Source organism: Nitrospirillum amazonense, assembly GCF_029594735.1.
GTDB classification, from domain to species: domain Bacteria; phylum Pseudomonadota; class Alphaproteobacteria; order Azospirillales; family Azospirillaceae; genus Nitrospirillum; species Nitrospirillum amazonense.
This window is the reverse complement of sequence record NZ_JARPAF010000002.1, coordinates 213,920-238,645: the sequence shown is the minus strand read 5'-3', so window position 1 is coordinate 238,645 and position 24,726 is coordinate 213,920. Positions and strand designations below refer to the sequence as shown.

Below are 24,726 nucleotides of genomic sequence, written 5' to 3'. Positions count from 1 at the left end.
CCCCCGAATGGCGGGTCAATATCGACTGGCCCAAAACCTCAGAACCGATCCAGTTCCATGGTCTTGCTCCAGGCCGCCACGAAGTCCTTCACGAACTTCTCCTTCGCGTCGTCGCTGGCGTAGACCTCCGCCACCGCGCGCAGCTCCGCGTTCGATCCGAAGATCAGGTCGACGGGGCTGGCGGTCCACTTCAGGGCGCCGCTGGCCCGGTCATAGCCCTCGTAGACGCCCTGGGTCTTGGTGGACGGCGTCCATTTGGTGCCCATGTCCAGCAGGTTCACGAAGAACTCGTTGTTCAGCGTGCCCGGATGGGTGGTCAACACGCCGGTCTTGGACTGCCCCTCATTGGCGTTCAGGGCGCGCAGGCCGCCCACCAGCACCGTCATCTCCGGCACCGTCAGGGTCAGGGTGTTGGCCTTGTCCACCAGCGCCTCGGCTGGGGACAGCCGGTTGTGGGGGCCGTAGTAGTTGCGGAAGCCGTCGGCCGCCGGTTCCAGGTAGGCGAAGGAGGCGACATCGGTTTGCGCCTGGGTGGCGTCGGTGCGGCCGGGCTTGAACGGCACCTCGACGGTGTAGCCCGCCTGCTTGGCCGCCTGCTCGATGCCCACGCCGCCGCCCAGCACGATCAGGTCGGCCAGCGACACCTTCTTGCCGCCCTTCGCGGCGCGGTTGAAGTCGGCCTGGATGCCCTCCAGCTTGGCCAGCACCTTCTTCAGCTCCGCCGGGTCGTTGACGGCCCAGTCCTTTTCCGGGGCCAGGCGGATGCGGGCGCCGTTCGCGCCACCGCGCATGTCGGTGCCGCGGAAGCTGGCGGCCGAAGCCCAGGCGGTGCGCACCAGTTCCGGCACGGTCAGGCCCGATCCCTGGATCTTACCCTTCAGCTGCGCCACGTCTTGGGCGTCGATCATGGCGTAGTCGGCGGCCGGGATGGGGTCCTGCCAGCTGAACACCTCCTTCGGCACCTCATTGCCCAGGTAGCGGGCGCGCGGGCCCATGTCGCGGTGGGTCAGCTTGAACCAGGCGCGGGCGAAGGCGGCGGCGAATTCATCCGGGTTCTTCTGGAAGCGCAGGGCGATGGCACGGAAGCCCGGATCCATCTTCAGCGACAGGTCCGTCGTGAACATCATGGGCGGGTGGCGCTTGTTCGGATCATGCGCGTCCGGCACCAGCTCGCCGGCGCCCTTGTCCTTGGGCTCCCACTGGATGGCGCCCGCCGGGCTCTTGGTCTGCACCCAGTCGAAGCCGAACAGATTGTCCAGGTACTGGGTGGTGAAGGCGATGGGGTTGGCGGACCAGGCGCCCTCCAGCCCGCTGCTGACGGTGTCGGCGCCGTTGCCGGTGCCGCACTTGTTCTCCCAGCCCAGGCCTTGCTTCTCGATGCCGGCGCCCGCCGGGTCACTGCCCAGGCACTTGGCCTCATGCGCGCCGTGGGCCTTGCCGAAGGTGTGGCCGCCGGCGATCAGGGCCACCGTCTCCTCGTCATCCATGGCCATGCGGCCAAAGGCCTGGCGGATGTCCTTGGCGGCGGCGATGGGGTCTGGGTTGCCGTTGGGCCCCTCCGGATTCACGTAGATCAGGCCCATCTGGGTGGCGGCCAGGGGGCCCTTCAGCTGGTGCTGGCCGTCGAAGCGCTGGTCGTCCAGCCACTTCTTCTCCGGTCCCCAGAACACCAGGTCGGGTTCCCATTCATCGACGCGGCCGCCGGCGAAGCCCAGGGTCTTGAAGCCCATGTTCTCCAGCGCGACGTTGCCGGCCAGCACCATCAGGTCACCCCAGGACAGCTTGCGTCCGTACTTCTGCTTGATGGGCCATAGCAGGCGGCGCGCCTTGTCCAGGTTGACGTTGTCCGGCCAGCTGTTCAGCGGCTCGAACCGCTGCTCCCCGCCGCCGGAGCCGCCGCGCCCGTCACCCACGCGATAGGTGCCGGCGCTGTGCCAGGCCATGCGGATGAAGAAGGGGCCATAGTTGCCGTAGTCCGCCGGCCACCATGCCTGGGGCGTGGTCAGGACCTTGTCGATGTCCTTCTTCACCGCCTGCAGATCCAGGCTCTTGAACTCGGCCGCGTAGTCGAACTTGTCGCCATAGGGGTTGGACGCGGCCTCGTTCTGGCGCAGCGGGCTGAGATCCAGGCGGTTGGGCCACCAGTCCTGATTGGACATCGGCTTGTCCTGCTGGGGCCTGTCCATTTGGGGCTTGTCCTGGGCATGGGCGGCGCTGGCCAAAGCCAGCGGCGATACCGCCGCCGACAGCAGCAGGGCGAAGGAAAGGGCGCGCGTGTGCATCGAAGTCTCCCTTGTGGGAAAGTCAGAACTCGGATGCATCTGCAGCTAACATGCTGGAAAACACGGAACAAACTAATTGATTCTATAATTCTTATAGGGAAAATCTATAAAGGAAATAAAAATGAAAACGCCGCTAATGGATAAGCGGCATAATTATTAACATAAGGCGGACCGTTGGCGTTAATAATTTGTGCGGCGCGGCAATTCTTCGGCATTGGACATGCCTGCCTAGTGTCGTGCCTCGCGGATCGCCTGCGCCAGGCGCTGGTAGGTGGTGCTGAGCGCGGCACCGCTACGCCAGGCCAGCACGATGCGGCGCTTGGCCTCCGGATCCGGCAGGGTGCGGGTGGTCACGTGCAGGCCATGCAGCAGGCCGGCCTGCACCGCCATTTCCGGCAGCAAGGTGACGCCCAGCCGGTTGTCCACCAGATGCACCAGAGTCTGCAGCGTGGCGGCGGACATGGCCTGGCGTTGCAGGTCGGCGCGGCCGCAGAGCGCCAGGGCATGGTCGCGCAGGCAGTGCCCGTCCGGCAGCAGCAGCAGGCGCTCCGTCCAGTCGGCCTCCTGCGGCGTGGCAAGGCCGCCCACCGGGTCCTCCATATGGAAGGCCAGCATCAGCGGGTCATCGAACAGGAAATCGTAGTCCAGCGCCGTGCAGGGATAGGGCAGGGCCAGGATGGCGCAGTCCAGTTCCCCATGGCCCAGTGCCGCGCACAGGTTGGCGCTGAACTCCTCCCGCACATGCAGTTCCAGCAGGGGATAGCTGCTGGCGAACCTGGGCAGCAGGCGGGGCAGCAGATAGGGGCCCACCGTGGGGATGATGCCCAGCCGCAGCATGCCGGCCAGCGGCCCCTCGCCATGTCCGATATTGCCCAGGTCCTGCGCCACGCGCAGCAGCTCGCGCGCCTTTTCCACCACTTGCTCGCCCACGGCGGTGAAGGCCACCATGCGCCGCGTGCGTTCCACGAGGTGCAGGCGCAGCAGGGACTCCAGCTCTTGGATGCCGGAGGACAGGGCGGCCTGGGTGACGTTGCACGCCGCGGCCGCCCGGCTGAAATTCCGGTGCTCATGCAGGTGCACGAGATAGCGGAGTTGCTTGAGGCTGGGCAGAGTCATTGGTGGCGTCTTCAAGGGGACGGTGGCTACGCCATCTTAACCCCAAAGCGCCATGATTGGAATTATTCTAATTACAAAACCAATCGAAGTGTGTGGCACCGGGACAGATCCACACAAGATCCCTGGGACGCGCCCCTTTACATAGAAGAGGGCGACCGAAAATTTCCGGGGATCATCAGCGGGCTGGAAATCGGGAATAAGCCAGGCGGCCGGATGGCCGCGCCCGGCGCCTGAGGGACCTCAGAGAAGCACGTCCAGAAACATGCCCCGGCGATAGCGCGCGGGCAGGGTCAGGATGCCGTTGACCATCAGGCTGGCCAACTCACGGGCCGAGGGCCAGCGGTTGCCGGGCTTGGCCTTCTGCACGGCGCGCGTGGGCGCCGGCGGCGGCACCAGGATGGAGTGCCGGTCCGAACCGTCGGGGATCAGCCCGCCGAGGCGGGAGGTGGTGGGGCGGGTCTCGACCATGGGGGGATCATATAGCCGGCCAGGGCCGAAGGCCAAGGGGCCTTATGGGCAGCCTCCCAAACCTCATAAATAATCCTGCACGATGTCGACGCTGGTCTCCACGCCCACCTTGTCGAAATTGGCGGCCAGCCAACAGTCGGCCGTCTCCCGCCCCTTGGTGAACAGGTACTGCAGGAATTCCGGCTCGGCGTTCAGCTTGCTGCTGGCGTGCATGTCGGCCAGGGCCTCGTCATTCTCGATGACGTGCATGCGCAGGGCCTTGTACTGGTCGGAGGTGAGGTCGCCGGAGTCGATGAGGCGGGAGACGAAGCGGATGGACCGCATCTCACGCATCAGCGAGGCGTTGAAGGTGATCTCGTTCACCCTGTCGGCGATCTCGAACGGCGTCTTGGGCACGCCCTTGCGCACCAGCGGGTTGATCTGCACGACGATGATGTCGTGGCTCTCGTTCTCGTACGCGATGGGCCACAGCGACGGGTTGCCCATGAAGCCGCCGTCCCAATAATACTCCCCTTTGATCTCCACCGCCTGGAACATCTGGGGCAGGCAGGCCGAGGCCAGCACGGCGTCCACGGTGATGTCGCGATTGCGGAAGATCTTGACCTTGCCCGTCTCCACATTGGTGGCGGACAGGTAGAGGTCGATGCCGGCGGCGAAGCGCACCTGGTCGAAATCGATCAGGTCTTCCAGGATGCGGCGCAGCGGGTTGATGCCCAGCGGATTGCTCTGATAGGGCGAGACCAGCATGTTCATGATGTTGAACCAGGCATAGCCAGGGCTGTCGTCCACCCGCCAGCTGCCGCGCAGGCGTGACAGCAGGCTGCGCTGCAGCGGCGACCCACGCCCGGCCTCGCCCACCTTGGTCCAGAAGGTGCGCAGCGCCTGGCGGGCTCCTTCGCGCCCGTCCTTGCCATAGCCGTCGGCCATGACCACCGCGTTCATGGCGCCGGCGCTGGTGCCGGAGATGGCCTCCACCTCCAGCCGGCCATCCTCCAGCAGACGATCCAGCACGCCCCAGGTGAAGGCGCCGTGCGACCCACCGCCCTGCAGGCCCAGGTTAACCCGCTTGTGCGGCTGGCCGTTGCGCCCCTTCGCCTTGGGGGCGGCGGCCTCGTTGGAACCGGGCGGATTTTGGGGAGGCGTGCTGTCGGGCATCGGGGGACCTTGTCGCTGGGTTGATCCATGATGCGGCGCAACCGAACGGCGGCCGGAACGCGAAGATACCCCTGGGCGGCGGGCCTTGCGGCGCCCCCGGGGCGTCAATGATATGGGGCCGCGCCCCGCAGGTCCAAGAGCGGCAATTCGCGCCGCGCCCGGCCGTTTGCGCAGGCCGTTTGCGCGGAAGGCCGGCCCGGCCTTGGCACTCTATCGCGGTCCGCCGCCACGCGTCGTTACAAATCTCCCCTCGAAATGTTGCGCCGCCAAACCGATGTGCCGCCCCGACTTTGCGCCCACCGGCCGCTTCTGCTAAAACCGACGGCGCGATCGGTATCCCATATCCGCCTTCGGGGGTTGGCGAAGGGGCCGCGACGGCTGGGATCGCAGCGGGGTCTGGAAGGGAAGGCGGGGGGCGATGGTTAGGGCAGGCGGGTCCGGGGGGGCCGCGCATACGCGTCATGCCATTGACAGGGGGGGCCATCGGTCGCACCTTCCCTCGACCATGATCCGCGTCCATGCCACTTGCGTCAGTGTTGGCGGTGCCGGCGTCCTCCTGCGGGGGCCGTCGGGGTCGGGCAAATCCGATTTGGCCCTGCGCCTGGTGGATGCGGGCGGCCTGCTGGTGGCCGACGACCAGGTGGATCTTGCCGCCGATCCCACGCGCACCCTGCTGACCGCCACCGCGCCCGAGCGTCTGGCTGGCCTGATCGAGGTGCGTGGACTGGGCATCCTGCCCGCCCCCGCCACCCCGTCGGCCTTTCTGCGCCTGGTGGTCGATCTGGTCGACCGCGACGCCGTTCCCCGCCTGCCCGTCCCCGCCGCCGTGACCCTGGCCGGCGTGGACGTGCCCCGCATGGCCCTGTGGCCCTTCGCAGCATCCGCCCCCGCCGCCCTGCGCCTGGCTCTGGCGGCCTTGACCGCGGGGGCGCCCTTGATCCCCGCCGCCTTCGACGAGGTGGCCGCATGAGTGAGCTTCCCATGACCCGCCCGCCCGTGGTGGTGGTCACCGGCCTGTCCGGCGCCGGTCTTTCCACGGCGCTGAAGGCGCTGGAGGATTTGGGCTACGAGGCGGTGGATAACCTGCGCCTGTCGCTGCTGACCCATCTGGTGGAGCAGGCCAGCGACAGGCCGCTGGCCATCGGCATCGACAGCCGCACCCGCGATTTCTCCGCCGATGCCGTGGGCGCGGAACTGGACCGGTTGCGCAAGGCCGCGGGCCGAACCGTCAGCCTGCTGTTCATGGAGGCGTCCGACGAGGTGCTGCAGCGGCGCTACACGGAGACCCGCCGGCCCCATCCCTTGGCCACCGACCGGCCCGTGCCCGACGGCATCGCCCGGGAACGCGGCCTGCTGTGGTCCTTGCGTGACAACGCCGACGTGGTGGTCGACACGACCCAGCTTTCCATCCACGATGTCCGCCGTTTGCTGGGCGGGCATTTCCGGTTGGACACGGCGCCGTCGTTGCATGTCTTCGTGACCAGCTTCTCGTTCCGCCACGGCGTCCCGCGTGAGGCCGACCTGGTGTTCGACGTCCGTTTCCTCGACAATCCCCACTGGGTTCCCGATCTCCGGCCGCTGACCGGCAACGATCCGCCCGTGGGTGCCTTCATCGAGAAGGATGGCGACTTCCCCGCCTTCTTCGACAACCTCACCCGCTTGCTGGCCCCCCTGCTGCCCCGCTACCTGAACGAGGGCAAGCGCTACCTCACCATCGCCGTGGGGTGCACCGGGGGCCGCCATCGTTCCGTCTTTGTCGCCAACCGGCTGGCGGCATGGTTGCAAACCCAGGGCTCCCGGGTGGGCGTCGCCCACCGGGAATTGGACCGGTCCGGCGTGTCCCCGGAGCCCGCGCATGTCGTCAATAGGGAGACCCGATGATCGGTATGGTCCTCGTGACCCACGGCCGCCTGGCCGAGGAGTTCATACTGGCCCTCCAGCACGTGGTGGGGGAACAGGCACAAGTGCGCGCGGTCTGCATCGGGCCGGAAGATGACATGGAACAGCGGCGGGAAGATATTCTGGCCAAGGTCGCGGAGTGCGACACCGGCGACGGTGTGGTGGTCCTGACCGACATGTTCGGCGGCACGCCGTCCAACCTGGCCATCAGCACCATGGACCGCGCCAAGGTCGAGGTCATCGCCGGCGTGAACCTGCCCCTGCTGATCAAGCTGGCCTCGGTGCGCAAGACCGAGTCGCTGGAAAGCGCGGTGCAGGCCGCGCGCGAGGCGGGCCGTAAGTACATCAACGTCGCCTCCTCCCTGCTGGCGGATAACTGAGCCATGACGGGCGGGGGGGAAGGAAACGCGGGCGAATTCGGCCCGTCGCGCACGGCGCTGATCCAGAACCGGCGCGGCCTGCACGCCCGGGCGGCGGCCAAGTTCGTGAAGCTGGCGGCGGAGTTCGATGCCGAGGTGGAGGTGGAGCGGGGCGACACCCAGGTCAACGGGCAGTCCATCATGGGCCTGATGATGCTGGCGGCCGCCATCGGCACCTCCATCACGTTACGGGCGCGGGGGCCACAGGGGGAACAGGCGCTGGACGCCCTGGTCGCCCTGGTCGATCGCAAGTTCGATGAGGACTGAACGGCAAATGGCCGATCGCGCATCTGGCCGGGGCCGCACGACGAAGGCGGCGGCCGATCGTCTGCTGCGGGGCGTGGGGGTTTCCTCCGGTATCGCCATCGGGCCGGCGCATGTGGTGGACGCCAGCGCCCTGCTGGCGCCGGAATACGCCATTCCCGAGGCCGAGCTGGAGGCAGAGGTCCAGCGCTTCGCCACCGCCGCCGACAAGGCGCGCCGCCAGGTGCGCAAGCTGAAGACCAAGGCCTCCGGCCTGCCGGACAGCGCCGCGGAGGAGATCGGCTTCCTGCTGGACGCCCATTTCGCCATGCTGTCGGGCTCCCGCCTCATGCGCGGCGTGGAAAAACGCATCCGTCAGGAAAAGGTGAACGCCGAGGCCGCGGTCCAGGCGGAAATCACCAGCATCGCGCAGAGCTTCGCCGATATGGAGGACGCCTACCTGGCGGCCCGCATCGCCGATGTGCGCGAGGTGGGCCAGCGGCTGCTGCGCAACCTGATGCAGCACAAGTACCAGGCCTTCTCCTTCCTGCCGGAGGGCTGCATCGTCCTGGCGGAGGATTTGAGCCCCGCCGACACCGCCCTGATGGACCCGCGCCGCATCGCCGGCTTCGCCACCATGCTGGGCGGGCCGGAAGGCCATACCGCCATCATGGCGCGATCCCTCAGCCTACCGGCCGTGCTGGGCACCCTGGGCCTGCTGCAGGGCGTGCAGAATGGCGACACGGTGGTGGTGGACGGCATCGCCGGCCAGGTCTGCGTCAACCCCAGCCCGGACGTGCTGGACGGCTATCGCCGCCGCCGGGCTGAGCTGCTGGCCGAACGGGCGCAGCTGAAAAGCCTGCGCAAGCTGCCGGCCATCACCCGCGACGGCACCTCCGTCACCCTGAACGCCAACCTGGAACTGCCGCGTGAGCTGGACGGCGCCATCGAGGTGGGGGCGTCGGGCGTGGGGCTGCTGCGCACCGAGTTCCTGTTCATGAACCGCGAGGACCTGCCCGACGAGGATGAGCAGACGGAGATCCTGACCCGCATCGTCACCAGCATGGACGGCAAGCCGGTGACGGCCCGCACCCTGGACATCGGCGGGGAGAAGATCGCGACCGCCCTGCGGGGGTATTTCAGCGAGCCCACGAACCCCGCCCTGGGCTTGCGCGCCATCCGCCTGTCGCTGAAGGAACCCAAGCTGCTGGAAACCCAGCTGGCCGCCATGCTGCGCGCCGGGGCCCATGGCAACCTGCGCATCCTGCTGCCCATGATCAGCTCGGTGGCCGAGGTGCGGCGGGTGCGCGAGATCATGGCCACGGTGGTGCGCCGTCTGCGCCGCCGGGGGGTGAAGATCGCCCACCCCCTGCCCAAGCTGGGCATCATGATCGAGATACCGGGCGCCGCCCTGTCGGCCGACGGCCTGGCGCCCTTCTGCGACTTCTTCGCCATCGGCACCAACGACCTGATCCAGTACACCCTGGCCATCGACCGGGGCGACGAGCAGGTGGCTGACCTGTACGACCCCCTGCACCCTGCCGTGCTGCGCCTGGTGCAGTTCACCACCGAGGCGGCGCTGCGCGCCCGCATCCCCGTGTCCATCTGCGGTGAGATGGCGGGCGACCCGCGTTACACCGCTCTGCTGCTGGGCCTGGGCATTCGCGAGCTGTCCATGGCGCCCAACAACCTGCCCCTGGTGAAGCGCCGCCTGCGCGGGCTGGATCTGATCGAGGCCACCCGCCGCGCCCGCACCATCATGGACCAGACCGACCGGGGCCGCATCGCGGCCCTGCTGGACGACTTCAACGACGCCGCCGCGTGAAGTTCCCTCAGGCGCTGGGCGCCCGCGTCCGCGGGCTTGGCTTCCTCGCCTTTCAGTCCGCCTTCGGCTCCCCAAAAGGCTCCGGCGGACCCGGTCGGGTCCTACAGCGGCATGAATTAAGTTTTCATGCCGCTGAGGGGGGCGAGAATCAGCCGCTTGACGGGGTTCGGGTCTCTGATTCACCTTCAGGCGTGCCAGCATTGCTGGCATTGCCTGGGAGGATCCCGATGCCCACCGCCCTAACCGTCCGTGGCCTGGATGAGGACCTGGTGCGCCGCCTGAAGCTGCGCGCCGCCCGTCACGGCCGTTCCATGGAAGCCGAGTGCCGTGACATCCTGCGCCAGGCGCTGGCCAACGAGCCGCAGGACTTCCGCGCCCTCGCCTCTTCCCTGCGCCAGTCCCTGGCCGACCGCGCCCACCGCCCCGCCGGCGACGTCATGGCCGCCACGCGGGCCGAGACCTGGGCGGCCCTGCCGGAAGCCATTCCGTCGGACATGCCGGGCGAGGGAGAGGGCGCATGACCCTGCAGTTCGTCATCGACGCCTCGGTCGCCCTGCAATGGGTGGTGCCGGAGGCGACCAGCCCGGTGGCCGACCGCCTGCTGGGCCACCGCCTGCTGGCGCCCGACGTGCTGATGGGCGACTTGGCCCAGGTGCTGGGCGCCAAGGTGGCCCTGGGCGACCTGACGGCGGTGGAGGCGGCCACCGCCGCCATGGCCCTGCAAGGGGCGGAGGTGGAGCTGATGCCGTCACGCCCGCTGCTGGCCGATGCCGTGCGCCTGGCGGCGCAGCTGTCCCATCCGGCCCAGGATTGCCTGTACCTGGCCCTGGCCCAGGGCCTGCAGCTGGTCTACGTCACCGCCAACCCGGCCCTGGTGCGGTCCGTGCGCGGACCCCTGGGCGGCCGGCTGGCGGGGCGCGTGGTGCTGGTGCATGAGGTGGAGCGGTTCTTGAGGTAGTTCCCCCAGGCGGCGGGCGCGGCCTAGTGAGGCTACCGCCTCACCAACAAATGCACACATAAAGATGTCTTTATGCTTGCTGGCGAGGCGGCCCGCTGGTACACCCTGGCGCATCATCCCGCCCGGGCCGCCCAGGCTCGCCTCCGTGCGCCGGCGGGGCACCAAAGGAGCATCGTCCCCATGACCGCCTTCACCGATTACAAAGTCCAGGACATCGGCCTCGCCGGCTGGGGTCGCAAGGAAATCACCATCGCCGAGACCGAGATGCCGGGCCTGATGGCCCTGCGCACGGAATATGAGGGCAAGAAGCCGCTGGAAGGCGCCCGCATCGTCGGCTGCCTGCACATGACCATCCAGACCGCCGTGCTGATCGAGACGCTGGTGGACCTGGGCGCCACCGTGCGCTGGTCCTCTTGCAACATCTTTTCCACCCAGGATCACGCCGCCGCCGCCATCGCCGCCGCCAACATCCCGGTCTTCGCCTGGAAGGGCGAGACGGAGGAGGAGTTCTGGTGGTGCATCGAGCAGACGCTGCGCGGCCCCGACGGCTGGACCCCCAACATGATCCTGGACGACGGCGGCGACGTCACCCAGATCCTGCACGACAAGTACCCCGAGATGCTGGCGGACATCCGCGGCCTGTCGGAAGAGACCACCACGGGCGTGCATCGCCTGTATGAGATGATGAAGAAGGGCACGCTGAAGGTTCCGGCCATCAACGTGAACGACAGCGTCACGAAGTCCAAGTTCGACAACCTGTACGGCTGCCGCGAGAGCCTGGTGGACGGCATCAAGCGCGCCACCGACGTCATGATGGCCGGCAAGGTGGCAGTGGTCTGCGGCTACGGCGATGTGGGCAAGGGGTCCGCCGCCTCGCTGCGCAGCCAGGGCGCCCGCGTCATGGTGACCGAGATCGACCCCATCAACGCCCTGCAGGCCGCCATGGAAGGCTATCAGGTCGTCACGATGGAACAGGCCGCCCCCCTGGGCGACATCTTCGTCACCGCCACCGGCAACGTCGACGTCATCACGCTGGACCACATGCGTGAGATGAAGGACCGGGCCATCGTCTGCAACATCGGCCACTTCGACAGCGAAATCCAGATCGACGCCCTGCGCAACTACGTGTGGGAAGAGGTGAAGCCGCAGGTGGACGAGGTGGTGTTCCCCGACGGCAAGCGCCTGATCGTCCTGGCCAAAGGCCGCCTGGTGAACCTGGGCTGCGCCACCGGCCACCCCAGCTTCGTCATGTCCGCCAGCTTCACCAACCAGGTGCTGGCCCAGATCGAGCTGTGGAACAACGCCGACAAGTACGAGAACAAGGTCTATGTGCTGCCCAAGCACCTGGACGAGAAGGTGGCCCGCCTGCACCTGGCCAAGATCGGCGCCAATCTGACGACCTTGACCGACAAGCAGGCGGAGTACATCGCCGTCAGCCCGCAGGGCCCGTTCAAGCCGGATCACTACCGGTATTGAGAAGAACGCGGGGGCCCCGGTCCCAGCGGTTTCAGGGGAAGGCCGGGCCGTCGCGCTCGGCCTTTTCCTTTGGCGGAACGCGATAGCGGGCATCACTGTTTGGATTCCCAAAGGTTTGCCGCGAAAACGTAGCCTTCCGTTGGCTTGGCACCTACCCCGTCATTAACTAAGATTCGCGCGTCATGCCGAAGAACGCCACCACCCTGCCTCTAGCGCTGACTGTCGCCGCCCTGGCCGCGCCCGGGATCCCGTGCCTGCGCCTGGGATTTCCCGACCTGCCGCTGCCCCTGGTGCTGGCGGGGTCGGCCGCCAGCCTGGTGGTGGTGGGTATCTGCCTGACGCGCCTTACCCGCCAGCGCGCCCGGGTCGAGGCCCAGGCGGTGCGGGCCGACGCCTTGCTGGCCGGTTGCCCTGACGAATGGGTGGCCTGGCAGGACGGTCGCGTCATCGGCGCCAGCGCCAGCGCCGGCGCCTGGCTGGGCATCCCCGACCCGCAGCCTGGCAGCCGCCCGGATGAGATCACGCAGGCCTTCACCACGCCGGATGACGAGGCTTTGCGTCAGGCGCTGCGCGCTTTGGACACCGGTGGCACCCCCTTCACCCGCCAGCTGGCCTGCCATCAGGGCCGCCGCAGCCTGCTGGCGATCGGCCGCCGGGTGGCGCCGCCCGTCACCCCCGGCGACGGGGGCGACCCACCGGCGGCGCTCAGCGTGCTGTGGCTGCGCGATGTCACCGCCGCCACGGCGGACGCCAAGGCTCAGGAGCGGCGCCGCCAAGTGGCGGAGGAGGGCTTGGCCCAGTTCCGCGCCGCCCTGGACCTGCTGCCCTTCCCCCTGTGGATGCGGCGTGCCGATGGGGCGCTGGCCTGGTGCAACCAGGCCTACGGCACGGCGGTCGGCGTGCCGCCGGACGAGGTGGTGGCGCAGGGCGTGGAGCTGGTCACCGGTCCCGGCGCCGGCCAGTCACTCGCCGCCCGCGCCCTGTCGGGCCGGGAGCCGGCCTGGGAAAGCCGCTATGTCATCGTCGCCGGCCAGCGCCAGTTGCTGCGCCTGACGGAAACGCCCCTGGAGATGCCGCTGGAGGGGGGCGTCGCGCTGCTGGGCCACGCGCTGGATACCACCCGCGAGCAGGAATTGTCGTCGGAGCTGGAGCGCCACATCGCTGCCCATGCCGACGTGCTGGAGCACCTGGGCTCCGCCATCGCCATCTACGGCGCCGACACCAAGCTGAAGTTCCACAACCGCTCCTACGCCCGGCTGTGGGGCCTGGACGAGAGCTGGCTGGAGACCGAGCCCAGCTATGGCGAGGTGCTGGAGGATTTGCGCAGCCGCCGGCGCCTGCAGGAGGAGGTGGACTTTCCCCGGTGGAAGCGCGCGCAGCTGGCCCAGTTCACCAACCTGACGGAGCCGCGCGAGGACCTGACCCACCTGCCGGACGGCACCACCCTGCGCACCATCGCCGTCCCCCACCCCTTCGGCGGCCTGATGTTCGTGCTGGAGGATGTGACCAACGCGCTGGCCCTGGAATCGTCCTACAACACCCTGATGGCCGTGCAGCAGGAGACGCTGGACAATTTGGCGGAAGGGGTGGCCGTGTTCGGCGGCGACGGCCGGCTGAAGCTGTGGAACCCCTCCTTCGCCCGCATCTGGCGGCTGAAGGGACCGGACCTGAACGGTGAGCCGCACATCACCCAGGTGATCGACAAGCTGCAACCCCTGCTGGACCACGACGGCGACTGGCCGGCCCGCCGGCGCACCATGATCGCCGATCTCCTGGAACGGTCCAGCTACGCCGGCCGGCTGGAACGCACCGACCGGTCCATCGTCGACGTGTCCAACGTGCCGCTGCCCGATGGCGCCGTGCTGATCAGCGTGCTGGACATCACCGACAGCGTGCGGGTGGAAGAGGCGCTGCGCGCCAGCAATGAGGCGCTGGCGACCGCCGACCGCCTGAAATCGGAATTCATCGCCAATGTCTCCTACCAGCTGCGCACGCCCCTGAACGCCATCATGGGCTTCGCCGAAATCCTCAATAACCAGTATTTCGGCGCACTCAATGAACGCCAGGCGGACTACACCAAGGGCGTGCTGGAGGCCAGCCGCCGCCTGCTGGCCCTGATCAACGACATTCTGGATTTGGCCACCATTGAGGCCGGCTTCATGACCCTGGACCGCTCTCCCGTGGATGTCGGCCAGCTGCTGGAGGCGGTGTCGGGCTTGACCCTGGACTGGGCGCGCAAGCAGGACGTGACCCTGCTGGTGCAGGTGCCGTCCGACATCGGCAACCTCGACGCCGACGAGCGCCGGCTGAAGCAGGCGCTGTACAACCTGGTCAGCAACGCCGTGAAGTTCACGCCGCCCGGCGGCCAGGTCACCCTGTCGGCCAGGCGCCAGATGGGGGAGGGGGGGCCGGAGATGGTGCTGTCGGTCAGCGACACCGGCATCGGCATTCCCGCCGCCGACCGCCAGCGCGTTTTCAACAAGTTCGAGCGCGGCGAGGTGCAGAACCATCCCGCCGGCGCCGGCCTGGGCCTGTCACTGGTGAAAAGCTTCGTCGAGCTGCACGGCGGCCATGTGGAGATCAGCGACAGCGATCAGGGCACGCTGATCCAGTGTCATCTGCCGTTGCGGCAGCCTGTATTGGTTTAGTGTTCCTCAGGCGCCGGCAGGCCCGTCCGGGCCTTTGGCTGTCCTCGGTTTTCAGTCCGCTGCCGCTCCCCGAAAACCTGCGGCGGACGCGGTCGCGTCCTAAAGCCTGGCCCAGAAGGGCCAGGCTTGTGGTGCTTCAAGACGCGATTTCGGGAATTACGCGCTGGTATCCACCTTGCCGGGGTTGGCGCCGGCCTTGGCGACGCAGACCATGGCCTCGCGCAGCAGGCGGCCCTGGATGGTGTAGCCGGGCTGCAGGATGGTGACGACGGTGCCGGCGGGCTTGTCCGTGCCGTCGACCTCGGCCACCACCTGGTGGAAGTTGGGGTCGAAGGGCTGGCCCATGGGTTCCAGTTTCACGATGCCGGCGCGGTCGAAGGCGGCGATCAACTGGCGCTCCGTCGCTTCCACGCCGGTCAGCAGGGTGTTGACCTGGTCGTTGCCGGCGCGGGTCTCGGCCGGGACGGCCTCGATGGCGCGGCGCAGGTTGTCGGCCACGGCCAGCAGTTCCTTGGCGAAGCCGGACACGGCGTACTTGGCGGTGTCCTCACGCTCCTTCTGGGCGCGGCGGCGGGTGTTCTCCGCCTCGGCCATGCTGCGCAGCAGCTGGTCCTTCAGGGACGCGACCTCGGCTTCCAGCGCGGCGACGGCGTCCGAGGATGCCGGCGCTTGCTGCTGGGGGGCGGCGTCGGTTTCGGGGGCGGTGGTCGTCTCGTTGTTATCGGTCATCTTAGCGGCAGTCTCAAAAAGGGTGCGGAACAACGGCGGCTCGACACCGCCGGAACGGGCAGAAGATAGGCATCCCGCGTCCGCCGCGCCAGAGGCGATGCGGGGATCCGGCCAGGAATAAAGCGCGGGTGGGCCGAATAGTTCGGCCGACGGTCGACCGGTCTACCCGATCATCCGGCTGATGACCTTGGCGGTGTAGTCCACCATGGGGATGATGCGGGCATAGTTGATGCGCGTGGGCCCGATCACGCCGATGGCGCCCACGATCTGGTCCTTGCCGTTGGTGTAGGGCGAGACGATCAGGGAACAGCCGGCATGGCTGAACAGATTGTTCTCGGCGCCGATGAAGATCTGCACGCCCTCCGCCTGGCCGGTGGCCTCCAGCAGCCGCATCATGGCGTCGCGGGTCTCCAGCGCCTCGAACAGGCTGCGGATGCGTTCCAGGTCCGACAGGGCGCTGACGTCGTCCAGCAGCTTGGCCTGGCCGCGCACGATCAGCACGCCGCTGTTGCGGCTGCCGGCCCAGGTGGCCATGCCGGTGTCCACCACCCGGCGGGTCAGTTCGTCCAGCTGGGTGCGCTGCTCTTCCGCCTCGGCCTGCAGCCGGGTGCGGGCCTCGGCCAGGGTGCGGCCCACCACGCGGGCGTTCAGGTAGTTGCTGGCCATCTGCAGGACGGAGGAGGGGATGCCCATGGGCACCTCCACCACCCGGTTCTCCACCAGGCCGTCCTCCGTCACCAGCACCACCAGGGCGCGGCCGGGCTGCAGGTTCACGAACTCGATATGTTTCAGCGGGCGGTCGGTCTTGGGCGCCATGACCAGCCCGGCGCAGGACGACAGGCCCGACAGCATGGTCGTCGCCTCCTCCAGCGCCTCGGGCAGGGACCGGCCGGAGGCGGCGCACTGGGCGTCGATGCTCTCCCGCTCGTCATCCGACAGGTCGCCCACCTCCAGCAGGCCGTTGACGAACAGGCGCAGGCCCACGTCCGTCGGCACGCGCCCGGCGGAGGTGTGCGGCGCCTTCAGCAGGCCCAGCTCCTCCAGGTCCGCCATGACGTTGCGGATGGTGGCGGGCGACAGCGTGATGCCCAGGCGGCGCGACAGGGTGCGGCTGCCCACAGGCTCCCCGGTTTCGACATAGGCTTCCACGATCTGGCGGAAGATGTCGCGGGAACGCTGGTTCAGCTCGGTGATCATGCCTGCGGGCGGGGCCTGATGGATGGGGAAGGATGCCCTTAAATCTAATGATGGACGGCGGTGTTATCAATCATCGCCGGGGCCGCCCGCCACATCCGGGGTGGACAGGGCGATGGTTCCGTCGCTAGGTAGGGCCTTCAAAACACCCTATGACAGCTACGGGACCGCCCCGCCATGACCCGCCCCTCCGGCCGCGCCGCCGACCAGCTCCGCGCCGTCTCGCTCGAGACCGGCTTCGCCAAGTACGCCGAAGGCTCCTGCCTCGTGCGCTTCGGCGACACCCACGTGCTGTGCACGGCCAGTGTCGAGGAAAAGGTGCCGCCCTTCCTGCGCGGCCAGGGCCTGGGCTGGGTGACGGCGGAATACGGCATGCTGCCCCGCGCCACCCACAGCCGCACCGACCGTGAGGCCGCCAAGGGCAAGCAGTCCGGCCGCACCCAGGAAATCCAGCGCCTGATCGGCCGCGCGCTGCGCGCCGTCACCGACCGCAAGGCCATGGGCGAAATCCAGGTGAAGATCGACTGCGATGTGCTGCAGGCCGACGGCGGCACCCGCACCGCCGCCATCACCGGCAGCTATGTCGCCCTGCACCAGGCCTTCACCCACCTGATGCGCATCGGCGTGCTGAAGCAGATCCCCCTGATCGACAGCGTGGCCGCCATCTCCTGCGGCATCTACAACGGCCAGGCCGTGCTGGACCTGGACTATGCCGAGGACAGCAACGCCCAGGCCGACGCCAACTTCGTCCTGACCGGCGCCGGTGGCATCGTGGAAATCCAGGGCACGGCCGAGGAACGCCCCTTCGACGAGGCGCAGTTCAACGAGCTGCTGCGCCTGGCCCGCCACGGCATCACCCAGCTGACCGCCCTGCAGAAGACGGCCCTGGGCCTCTGACCGCAGCAAACCCAGATGAGTTCCCTAGGGGCTTGGCGTCACAGTCAAGCCCCTAGGCCCCGACCGGGGCCGCCGGAGTTTTCCGGGGAGCGTAGCGGACTGGAAAACGAGGATAAGCCAAGGGGCGGATGCCCCGCCGGCGTCTGAGGCGAACGAATGACAAACCGCAAATTCACCGGCGACACCCTGATCATCGCCACCCACAACAAGGGCAAGGTGAAGGAGATCGCGGCCCTGCTGGGCGATCACGTCGCCCACTTCCCCACGGCGGGGGAGCTGGGCCTGCCCGAGCCGGAGGAGACCGGCCTGACCTTCCGCGAGAACGCGGAGCTGAAGGCTCTGGCGGCGGCCAAGGCGGCGGGCAAGCCGGCGCTGGCGGACGATAGCGGCATGGCGGTGGTGGCGCTGGACGGCGCCCCCGGCATCTATTCCGCCCGCTGGGCCGGGCCGGAAAAGGACTTCGCCGCCGCCATGGCCCGGGTGGAGCGGGAGCTGCCGCCCGGCGCGCCGCGCGACGCCAGCTTCATCTGCGCCCTCACCATCGCCTGGCCGGACGGCCACGTGGAGACGGTGCAGGGCGAGGTGCACGGCCAGCTGGTCAACCCGCCGCGCGGTGACCGGGGCTTCGGCTACGATCCCATGTTCGTCCAGGACGGCTACACCGTGACCTATGGCGAGATGGAACCGCACGAGAAGCACGCCATCAGCCACCGGGCCCAGGCCTTCCGCCAGTTGGTGGAGCGATGCTTCCGCTGACCGACACGGTACCGGGCGGCTTCGGCCTCTACGTGCACTGGCCGTTCTGCGCCAGCAAATGCCCCTATTGCGACTTCAACAGCCATGTCCGCGAGGGCGTGGACCAGGCCCGCTGGCGCGCGGCGATGCTGCGGGAGATGGACCATTTCGCCGCGCGGGTGCCAGCGGGGCGTCGCCTCAGCAGCATCTTCTTCGGCGGCGGCACCCCCTCGCTCATGCCGCCGGAAACGGTGGCGGCCATCCTGGAACGGGCCGATCACCACTGGGGCATCGGCGACGGCGTCGAGGTGACGCTGGAGGCCAATCCGACCTCGTCGGAGGCGGCGCGCTTCGCCGGGTTCCGCGCCGCCGGCGTCAACCGCCTGTCCATGGGCATCCAGGCCCTGAACGATGCCGACCTCAAGGTGCTGGGCCGCAAGCATTCCGCCACCGAGGCGACGGCCGCCATCGCCATGGCCAAGGGTGTCTTCGATCGTTTCAGTTTCGATCTGATCTATGCGCGCCCTGGTCAGACCGTGGCGGCGTGGCAGGATGAGCTGTCGCGCGCGCTGGACATGGCGGTGGGCCATCTGTCGCTCTATCAGCTGACCATCGAGGAAGGCACCCAGTTCCACACCCTGCACCAGCGCGGCGACCTGGTGGTGCCGGACGAGGATCTGGCCGGCGACCTCTATGAGGCAACGCAGGTCCTGCTGAACCAGGCCGGCATGCCGGCCTACGAGGTCTCCAACCACGCCCGCCCCGGTCAGGAAAGCCGGCACAACCTGGTCTACTGGCGCTATGGCGACTATGTCGGCATCGGCCCCGGCGCCCACGGCCGCCTGACGCTGAAGGGTGAGAAGATCGCCACCCGCACCCACCGCGCGCCCGAAATCTGGCTGCAACGGGTGGAGGAGGGCGGCACCGGCGCCCACGCCGATGAGAGGGTGACGCCGGAGCAGCGCGGCCGCGAGGCCCTGATGATGGGCCTGCGCCTGGCCGAGGGCGTCAGCCTGTCGCGCTTGACGGCCGAGGCGGGCGGCATGGTTCCGGTGGACATGGCAGCGGTAGACCGCCTGTCCCGCCACGGCCTGCTGACCCTGGAGGGCGACCGCCTGACCGCCACGGCGGACGGTCGCCAGCGGCTGAACGGCGTGCTGGCGGCGCTGTTGGGATAAGACACCCTTCTGCGTCATATTGCGCTGTCCACCGAGCTTGAGGGCTTGGCCGGCCGGTGCCATGCTTGCGTGTGCCGGACCCTTTGCAACCAGGCCATTCCCCCATGCCCGCGTTATCCCGCCTGCCTGCCGCCGCTCTGCGCCGGATACTTTGCTGCGCCCTGATGACGGGGGCGGCATTCACCCTGAAGCCCGCGGCGGCGGCCGGCATCCCCTTCGTCGGTTGCCCCGCCGATGGCCAGATGGGGCCGCAGGCCGCGCCCCGAAAAGGGACTGTTCCGTCCTTACCCCCCGCGCTGGCCGCCAGGGCGGCGGGGCGTTTGGCCTATTACGCGGGGCCGGCCGAGGCCGGTGGTATTGGCAGCTTCGCGCCCAAGGGCTGGCACTGCTTCGCCCTCTATGGCTCCAACGGTTCCCAACTGCTGGTGACGGCCAACCCCCTCGCCAGCCCCGACCTGATCAAGGCGGCCCAGCAAATTCAGGGTCCGGCCCTGCAAGTGGCCTGGCTGGACGGTGATACGTCGGGCCGGTTCGAGGTGGCCAAGATCGCCGCCCGCCTATTTCCTGTCGCCAAGGATTATGTCCAGGGCGTGATGGACGAAGGGTTGGCGGACAAGTCGGAGTTCGCCTGGGGGCCCTATCCGACGGACACGGTCGTGCGCCACAGCCCCACTTCGGTGGATTTCGTGACGCCCGCCGGACAAAAGGGCCTGGGCACGGCCAGCCATCTCACCCCAGGGCCCCTGCCCATCATCGGCAGCGTCTTGCTGTTCCCGGATGACGACATGGCCTTGCGCCAGCTGGTCGTGCGCCTGCCGCCGGAGATGGCGGACCTGGGCCCCATCATCCAGGCGGCGTTCCGGCCGGAGTAGCGAAGCGCCTTCTGGAATTATGACAATCAGGGTCCTTGTCCTTAAGGCGTCCTGCCCGCGGCGTCATATTGGCTGACGGTCCTCAGCTATGGCCTGGCTTAGCCAGGAAGAAGGGCGGCCAGCACCGCTTCAGTCGTCGCCACGATGGCATACTCGCCGTCCATGTTGGCCAGCGACAGGGCATGCACGTCTTCGGCACTCCACACCCGGCCCCGGCCATCGCGCTTGGCGTAGGTGCAGGTCGCGTCGCTGACGACCGTGGTGGCATAGCCCAGGTTGCCCGCCATGCGCACCGTGGCCTCCACCGAGTTGTTGGTGACGACGCCGGCCACCACCAGGGCGGTGATGCCCCGCCCGCGCAGCAGATCGTCTAGGCCGGTGCCGATGAAGGCGCTGTTGGTGCGCTTGGCCACCACGATCTCCCCGGCAGCCGGAATCGCCTCTTCCTTGAAGGCGTGGCCCGGCGTGCCGGGACGGTAGGTGGAATTGGGCTCCACCGAATCATGCCGCACATGGATGACCGGGTGCCCGGCCGCGCGCCAGGCGGCCAGCAGCCGGGCCACATTGGCCTCGGCCTCCGGGTTGTTGCGCGGCCCCTCCGCCGCCCAGCGCGGATCGTTGATGGCGCGCTGCAGGTCGATGAGGAGAAGGGCGGGAGCGTTCACCGCACCACCACGCGCCGGTAACTCAGCGCCTCGGCGATATGGACGCGGCGCACGGTGTCGCTGCCTTCCATGTCGGCCAGGGTGCGGGCGACGCGCAGGACGCGGTGATAGCCGCGGGCGGACAGGCGCAGGCGGTCGGCGGCCTCGGTCAGCAGGGCGCGGCCGGGGGCCTCGGGGGCGGCCACCTTTTCCAGCAGCTCGCCATCCGCCTCGGCATTGGTGCGGATGGTGGGGTGGCCCGGCTTCACCAGCGCGGCGTAGCGCGCCGCCTGGATGGCGCGGGCCCGGGCCACGCGGGCGGCCACGATGGCGCTGGTCTCGCGCGGCGGCGGCAGCGACAGGTCGGACGCCTTCACCGCCGGCACGTCAACATGCAGGTCGATGCGGTCGAACAGCGGGCCGGAAATCTTGGACTGGTAATCGGCGGCGCATTTGGGGGCGCGGCCGCAGGCCTGGGCGGGGTCGTCCAGGTGGCCGCAGCGGCAGGGGTTCATGGCGGCCACCAGCTGCACCCGCGCGGGGTAGGTGACATGGCCGTTGGCCCGCGCCACCGTGGCCCGCCCCGTCTCCAACGGCTGGCGCAGGGCCTCCAGCGTGGGCCGTGCGAATTCCGGCAGCTCATCCAAGAACAGCACGCCCTGGTGGGCCAGGCTGATTTCCCCCGGCTTGGCGCGCACACCACCCCCGACCAAGGCCGGCAGGCTGGCGCTGTGGTGCGGGTCGCGGAAAGGGCGGCGGCGCATCAGGCGCCCGCCCTCCAGCTTGCCGGCCACGGAATGGATCATGGACAGGTCCAGCGCCTCCGCCGGTTCCAGGGGCGGCAGCAATCCGGGCAGGCGGGCGGCCAGCATGGACTTGCCCGACCCCGGCGGTCCCACCATCAGCAGGTTGTGCGCGCCGCTGGCCGCCACCTCCAGCGCGCGCTTCGCCGTCTCCTGGCCCTTGATGTCGGCCAGGTCCGGCAGGGCGCCCGGCTCATCCTCCTCCATCTTGGGCTGGGGCCGCGACAGCACCTGGGTGCCCTTGAAGTGGTTGATCAGCTCCAGCAGGGTGCGCGGTGCCAGCACCTCCAGCTCCCCGGCCCAGGCGGCCTCACCCCCGCAGGCCGCCGGGCAGATCAGGCCCCGGTCGGTGGCCACGGCGTGGATGGCGGCGGGCAGGGTGCCGGCCACGGCCGTCAAAGCGCCGTCCAGCGCCAGTTCGCCCAGGGCGCAGAAGCCCTTGATGTCCTCATCCGGCAGGATGCCCATGACGGTCAGCAGGGCGATGGCGATGGGCAGGTCATAGTGGCTGCCCTCCTTCTGCACATCGGCCGGCGCCAGGTTCACGGTGATGCGCTTGGGCGGCAGGGCCAGGCCCAGAGCATGCAAGGCCGCCCGCACCCGCTCCCGGCTTTCGGCCACCGCCTTGTCCGGCAGGCCCACCACGGTGAAGGCCACCTGCCCGCCCGACATCTGCACCTGGACGTCGATGTCCAGGACGTCCACCCCCTGGAAGGCCACCGTCGAAACCCGCGCTACCACCGGCCCCATCCTATCCGCTTCCGCACGCCCGGGTAGTGTATGGCTGGGGCTATGGTTGTGCCAGCTCTCAGACGCAGCGGCCTGCGCCTTATCCGATTGGGGTCAAATGCTATTGCAAACGGGGGGAACGCCAAGTTTTTCAATGATGTTCCAGATGATGGCGCGTTCGATGTGCTTGATCAGGAAGCCTGAATGTTCCGCCACATCCCTCGCGACTGGTAGGATGGAGATGTGAAGGTCGCCCGTTGGCAGCTTACTTCCCGTGGAGAGGCGAAGATAGGTCCAGCCCCCAGAATGGCCGCTCTTTTGTTTGTCAGCACTAGTGAAGAATTGATCCAATCGGATGCCAATCGTCTGCTTTGTCGTTTCGCCGACGTAAATTATTTCCGGAATATCTAACTGGGCCGGACCTTCGGGCGGTGTTGCGAAGTGCGCAAGTAGATACAGGCCGGGCTGACGGAAGCTCGGTTCACTCAGCCGGGTTTCCAGAAAGCGCGCTTTGCTGATCCATGGTGAAAAAGAAAGTGCATTCGGCAACGTGTAAGGCACCTGCGGCTCCTCCTAGTGAAATGCCGCAACAGTATAATTGTAGAATCTGTTGTTAGTTCAAGCAATAAGCGCCGCTTCCCTGCGCGCAATGGGCGGCCGCGACGGATGCAGCACGATGCCGTCGTCGGCGATCTCGACCTTGGCTTCGGGGTAGACAGCGGTGGCGAGCGCCAGGGCGTCCAGGAACACCGGCTTGAAGTGGCTGAGCTTGGCGTAGTGCTCGCCGAACTGGCGGCGCAGGGCCGCCCAGCGCACCGGCGTCGCCTGGTTCAGCACATGCAGGCGGTAGGCCAGCCAGATGTAGACGTCGATGGCGGTGCTGCTGGCGCTGATGTGGCGCAAGGCGGCCTCGGAGACGGGGACGGCGTGCTGCTTCAGGCTGTCGTAGAAGCTTTCGTTCAGTTCGATCACGTCCTGGAACAGGGCCACTTGGCGCTGGTCGGGGTTGGATTTGAACAGAATGGAATTGTTGACGAAGCCGGCGTTCTGCCGGGTGACCGAGGCGTCCGTCTCCCACAGGAACTGCAGGCTGCAGGCGGTGATGCGCTGCGCCTGTTCCATCACCAGGCGATAGGTCTTGCCACCGGGGCTCTCCCCCATGGCCTTCAGCCAGGAATGCCAGCTCTTGCCCAGCTCCACCTGGCGGGAGTTGGTCTTCAGCGCCTCCGTCTGCAGGTACAGCAGGATCATGCGTGCCTTGGCACCGTAGGGCACGCCCACCAGGCTGCCGTCGGCATGCCGGCCGCTCTGCACGATCAGGGTGCAGCGCCCCGTTTCCTTGCGGTGGTATTCCGGCTCCGCCGCCTTGTCGATGGAACGGTGGGGCAGGCTGGTGAGGGCGAAGCCGGCATGGGTGATGCCCATGCTGTCCTCTTCCTGGGCCAGCATGGCGGCGGCCACATCCACCAGGGCGCGGCCGCTCTTGCTGGTCGCCATCTCGCGCGCCCGGTCCACGCCATGTTCCAGGATGAGACGGTGAATGTCGGCCATGGCGCCCTTCGCTCCCTGCCAGTCGGTCGGTCGATGTCGGTTGATGGCCGGAGTGTTTCAAAGCCAGATCACTAAATCTAGGTCGGACTTTACCGGCCCCCGCTATTTGTGGGGTATTTGGAGTCTGTTATTTGAGGTGCCGGTTAAGTCCGGGAAATAAACCCGAGTCGGGCCGGTAGAGTCCGGCATCCGGCCGGCAAGGTCCGGGGGAAAACTGTTCTTCCCATGCGCCCCATGGGCGCCGGCGCATCCTGTGGCCGGTAAAGTCCGGGGGAGACGCGCCCCGAGTCTGTGGATAACTCTACCATGGCCGGTAAAGTCCGAGCCGAATCGTGACGAATCACCCCGTCCGGGCGCGCGGGATCGACTCCGGTGGACTCGAAAGCGGTTCCGACTCGCCCTTGGGTTCGGACTTTACCGGCCTTGCCGGTGGGAGTCCGGGCCTTTCCGGTGGGCAGGATGGTTGAGGGAAGGAGGCGGCATGGCCGCGAGCCGCCGCTCAGGCCCAGGGGCGCCCGGTCCACTCGGACTTTACCGGCCCCGACCTTGGAACGGGGCTGTTCTGCTGTGGCGCTTTTTCCTGGACTCGGACTTTACCGGCCCTGGCCGGGCGGGGCACGGACTTTACCGGCGGTCGGGGATGGAGGGCAGGAAACGAAGGTCACAAATCCTAAACATTAAAGATGGCAATAATGAAGTGGCGACATCCTATCAATACGCCGTTAACCAAAATATCCCCTTAAGGTTTACTGACTCAGATACTCTACTATTTAAACGGTGGTGATGACATTGTAAGGCCGCCGGATGGGACCGGGGCGGTTGCCCCTGTCGAGTATCGCAAAGGTCCCCCGGCCATATGCCCTCAGGTCCGGACTATAAGGGGTGCAGGCGCCGCCGGTGTCCGC

The 24,726-nt window shown here is 68.0% G+C and carries 23 protein-coding genes; 13 read left to right on the top strand and 10 right to left on the bottom strand.

What is annotated here, in order from left to right:
- Positions 1-38 precede the first annotated feature (38 nt).
- The 4 genes from katG to P5F91_RS07145 form a co-directional block, all read right to left on the bottom strand.
- Entirely contained in the window at positions 39-2,282 is a 2,244-nt protein-coding gene (gene katG / locus P5F91_RS07160; protein ID WP_145610886.1) for a catalase/peroxidase HPI, read from the bottom strand.
- A gap of 228 nt (positions 2,283-2,510) precedes the next feature.
- Positions 2,511-3,398, bottom strand: a complete 888-nt coding sequence (locus P5F91_RS07155; RefSeq protein ID WP_145610887.1) for a hydrogen peroxide-inducible genes activator — start codon at positions 3,396-3,398, stop codon at positions 2,511-2,513.
- Between the two features lie 240 nt (positions 3,399-3,638).
- A complete protein-coding gene (locus tag P5F91_RS07150; RefSeq protein WP_004274531.1) occupies positions 3,639-3,866 on the bottom strand; it encodes a hypothetical protein in 228 nt (75 codons plus the stop codon).
- 63 nt (positions 3,867-3,929) lie between these two features.
- The gene (locus tag P5F91_RS07145) at positions 3,930-5,021 is read right to left on the bottom strand and encodes a patatin-like phospholipase family protein (RefSeq protein ID WP_145610888.1); all 1,092 of its coding nucleotides are present in this window, start codon (positions 5,019-5,021) and stop codon (positions 3,930-3,932) included.
- Between the two features lie 505 nt (positions 5,022-5,526).
- Here P5F91_RS07145 and P5F91_RS07140 point away from each other — a divergent pair.
- The 9 genes from P5F91_RS07140 to P5F91_RS07100 all read left to right on the top strand — a co-directional run bounded on the left by P5F91_RS07140 (position 5,527) and on the right by P5F91_RS07100 (position 14,489).
- Positions 5,527-5,991 carry an HPr kinase/phosphorylase gene (locus P5F91_RS07140; protein WP_277906897.1) on the top strand — a complete coding sequence of 155 codons (465 nt, stop codon included), beginning with the start codon at positions 5,527-5,529 and terminating at the stop codon, positions 5,989-5,991.
- On the top strand, positions 5,988-6,902 hold the full coding sequence (gene rapZ, locus P5F91_RS07135) for an RNase adapter RapZ (protein WP_145610890.1): 915 nt from the start codon (positions 5,988-5,990) through the stop codon (positions 6,900-6,902). Before P5F91_RS07140 ends, rapZ begins: the two co-directional genes overlap by 4 nt.
- Positions 6,899-7,300 carry a PTS sugar transporter subunit IIA gene (locus P5F91_RS07130; RefSeq protein WP_088872337.1) on the top strand — a complete coding sequence of 134 codons (402 nt, stop codon included), beginning with the start codon at positions 6,899-6,901 and terminating at the stop codon, positions 7,298-7,300. Before rapZ ends, P5F91_RS07130 begins: the two co-directional genes overlap by 4 nt.
- A gap of 3 nt (positions 7,301-7,303) precedes the next feature.
- Positions 7,304-7,606 (top strand): HPr family phosphocarrier protein, encoded by a 303-nt coding sequence (locus P5F91_RS07125; protein ID WP_145610891.1) that lies wholly within the window; start codon positions 7,304-7,306, stop codon positions 7,604-7,606.
- A gap of 7 nt (positions 7,607-7,613) precedes the next feature.
- Entirely contained in the window at positions 7,614-9,407 is a 1,794-nt protein-coding gene (ptsP, locus tag P5F91_RS07120; protein ID WP_145610892.1) for a phosphoenolpyruvate--protein phosphotransferase, read from the top strand.
- 227 nt (positions 9,408-9,634) lie between these two features.
- Positions 9,635-9,928 carry a FitA-like ribbon-helix-helix domain-containing protein gene (locus P5F91_RS07115; protein WP_145610893.1) on the top strand — a complete coding sequence of 98 codons (294 nt, stop codon included), beginning with the start codon at positions 9,635-9,637 and terminating at the stop codon, positions 9,926-9,928.
- On the top strand, positions 9,925-10,365 hold the full coding sequence (locus P5F91_RS07110) for a type II toxin-antitoxin system VapC family toxin (protein WP_145610894.1): 441 nt from the start codon (positions 9,925-9,927) through the stop codon (positions 10,363-10,365). The genes P5F91_RS07115 and P5F91_RS07110 overlap by 4 nt, the downstream gene beginning before the upstream one ends.
- Positions 10,366-10,545: 180 nt before the next feature.
- Positions 10,546-11,841: an adenosylhomocysteinase gene (gene ahcY / locus P5F91_RS07105; protein ID WP_277906896.1), complete on the top strand. Its 1,296-nt coding sequence runs from the start codon at positions 10,546-10,548 to the stop codon at positions 11,839-11,841.
- Positions 11,842-12,023: 182 nt separating this feature from the next.
- Positions 12,024-14,489, top strand: coding sequence for a sensor histidine kinase (locus tag P5F91_RS07100; protein WP_277906895.1), 2,466 nt, complete (start codon positions 12,024-12,026; stop codon positions 14,487-14,489).
- Between the two features lie 156 nt (positions 14,490-14,645).
- Here the strand turns inward: P5F91_RS07100 and grpE are convergent, their stop codons facing one another.
- Positions 14,646-15,218 carry a nucleotide exchange factor GrpE gene (gene grpE, locus P5F91_RS07095; protein WP_145610897.1) on the bottom strand — a complete coding sequence of 191 codons (573 nt, stop codon included), beginning with the start codon at positions 15,216-15,218 and terminating at the stop codon, positions 14,646-14,648.
- 162 nt (positions 15,219-15,380) lie between these two features.
- Positions 15,381-16,415: a heat-inducible transcriptional repressor HrcA gene (gene hrcA / locus P5F91_RS07090; RefSeq protein ID WP_277906894.1), complete on the bottom strand. Its 1,035-nt coding sequence runs from the start codon at positions 16,413-16,415 to the stop codon at positions 15,381-15,383.
- 174 nt (positions 16,416-16,589) lie between these two features.
- Here hrcA and rph point away from each other — a divergent pair, with 174 nt between their 5' ends.
- The 4 genes from rph (at position 16,590) to P5F91_RS07070 (ending at position 20,094) form a co-directional block, all read left to right on the top strand.
- A complete protein-coding gene (gene rph, locus P5F91_RS07085) occupies positions 16,590-17,309 on the top strand; it encodes a ribonuclease PH (protein ID WP_145619820.1) in 720 nt (239 codons plus the stop codon).
- Between the two features lie 156 nt (positions 17,310-17,465).
- On the top strand, positions 17,466-18,065 hold the full coding sequence (rdgB, locus tag P5F91_RS07080; protein WP_277906893.1) for an RdgB/HAM1 family non-canonical purine NTP pyrophosphatase: 600 nt from the start codon (positions 17,466-17,468) through the stop codon (positions 18,063-18,065).
- Complete coding sequence (hemW, locus tag P5F91_RS07075; protein WP_277906892.1) at positions 18,053-19,222, top strand: radical SAM family heme chaperone HemW; 1,170 nt, start codon at positions 18,053-18,055, stop codon at positions 19,220-19,222. The genes rdgB and hemW overlap by 13 nt, the downstream gene beginning before the upstream one ends.
- A gap of 104 nt (positions 19,223-19,326) precedes the next feature.
- A complete protein-coding gene (locus tag P5F91_RS07070) occupies positions 19,327-20,094 on the top strand; it encodes a hypothetical protein (RefSeq protein ID WP_277906891.1) in 768 nt (255 codons plus the stop codon).
- 98 nt (positions 20,095-20,192) lie between these two features.
- Here the strand turns inward: P5F91_RS07070 and P5F91_RS07065 are convergent, their stop codons facing one another.
- From P5F91_RS07065 to P5F91_RS07050, 4 genes are all read right to left on the bottom strand, one after another.
- On the bottom strand, positions 20,193-20,759 hold the full coding sequence (locus P5F91_RS07065) for a cysteine hydrolase family protein (protein WP_145610904.1): 567 nt from the start codon (positions 20,757-20,759) through the stop codon (positions 20,193-20,195).
- Positions 20,756-22,282, bottom strand: a complete 1,527-nt coding sequence (locus P5F91_RS07060) for a YifB family Mg chelatase-like AAA ATPase (protein WP_277907860.1) — start codon at positions 22,280-22,282, stop codon at positions 20,756-20,758. Before P5F91_RS07060 ends, P5F91_RS07065 begins: the two co-directional genes overlap by 4 nt.
- 102 nt (positions 22,283-22,384) lie before the next feature.
- Positions 22,385-22,831 carry a hypothetical protein gene (locus P5F91_RS07055; RefSeq protein WP_277906890.1) on the bottom strand — a complete coding sequence of 149 codons (447 nt, stop codon included), beginning with the start codon at positions 22,829-22,831 and terminating at the stop codon, positions 22,385-22,387.
- Between the two features lie 57 nt (positions 22,832-22,888).
- Entirely contained in the window at positions 22,889-23,821 is a 933-nt protein-coding gene (locus P5F91_RS07050) for a replication protein RepA (protein ID WP_145610909.1), read from the bottom strand.
- Positions 23,822-24,726: the final 905 nt, after the last annotated feature.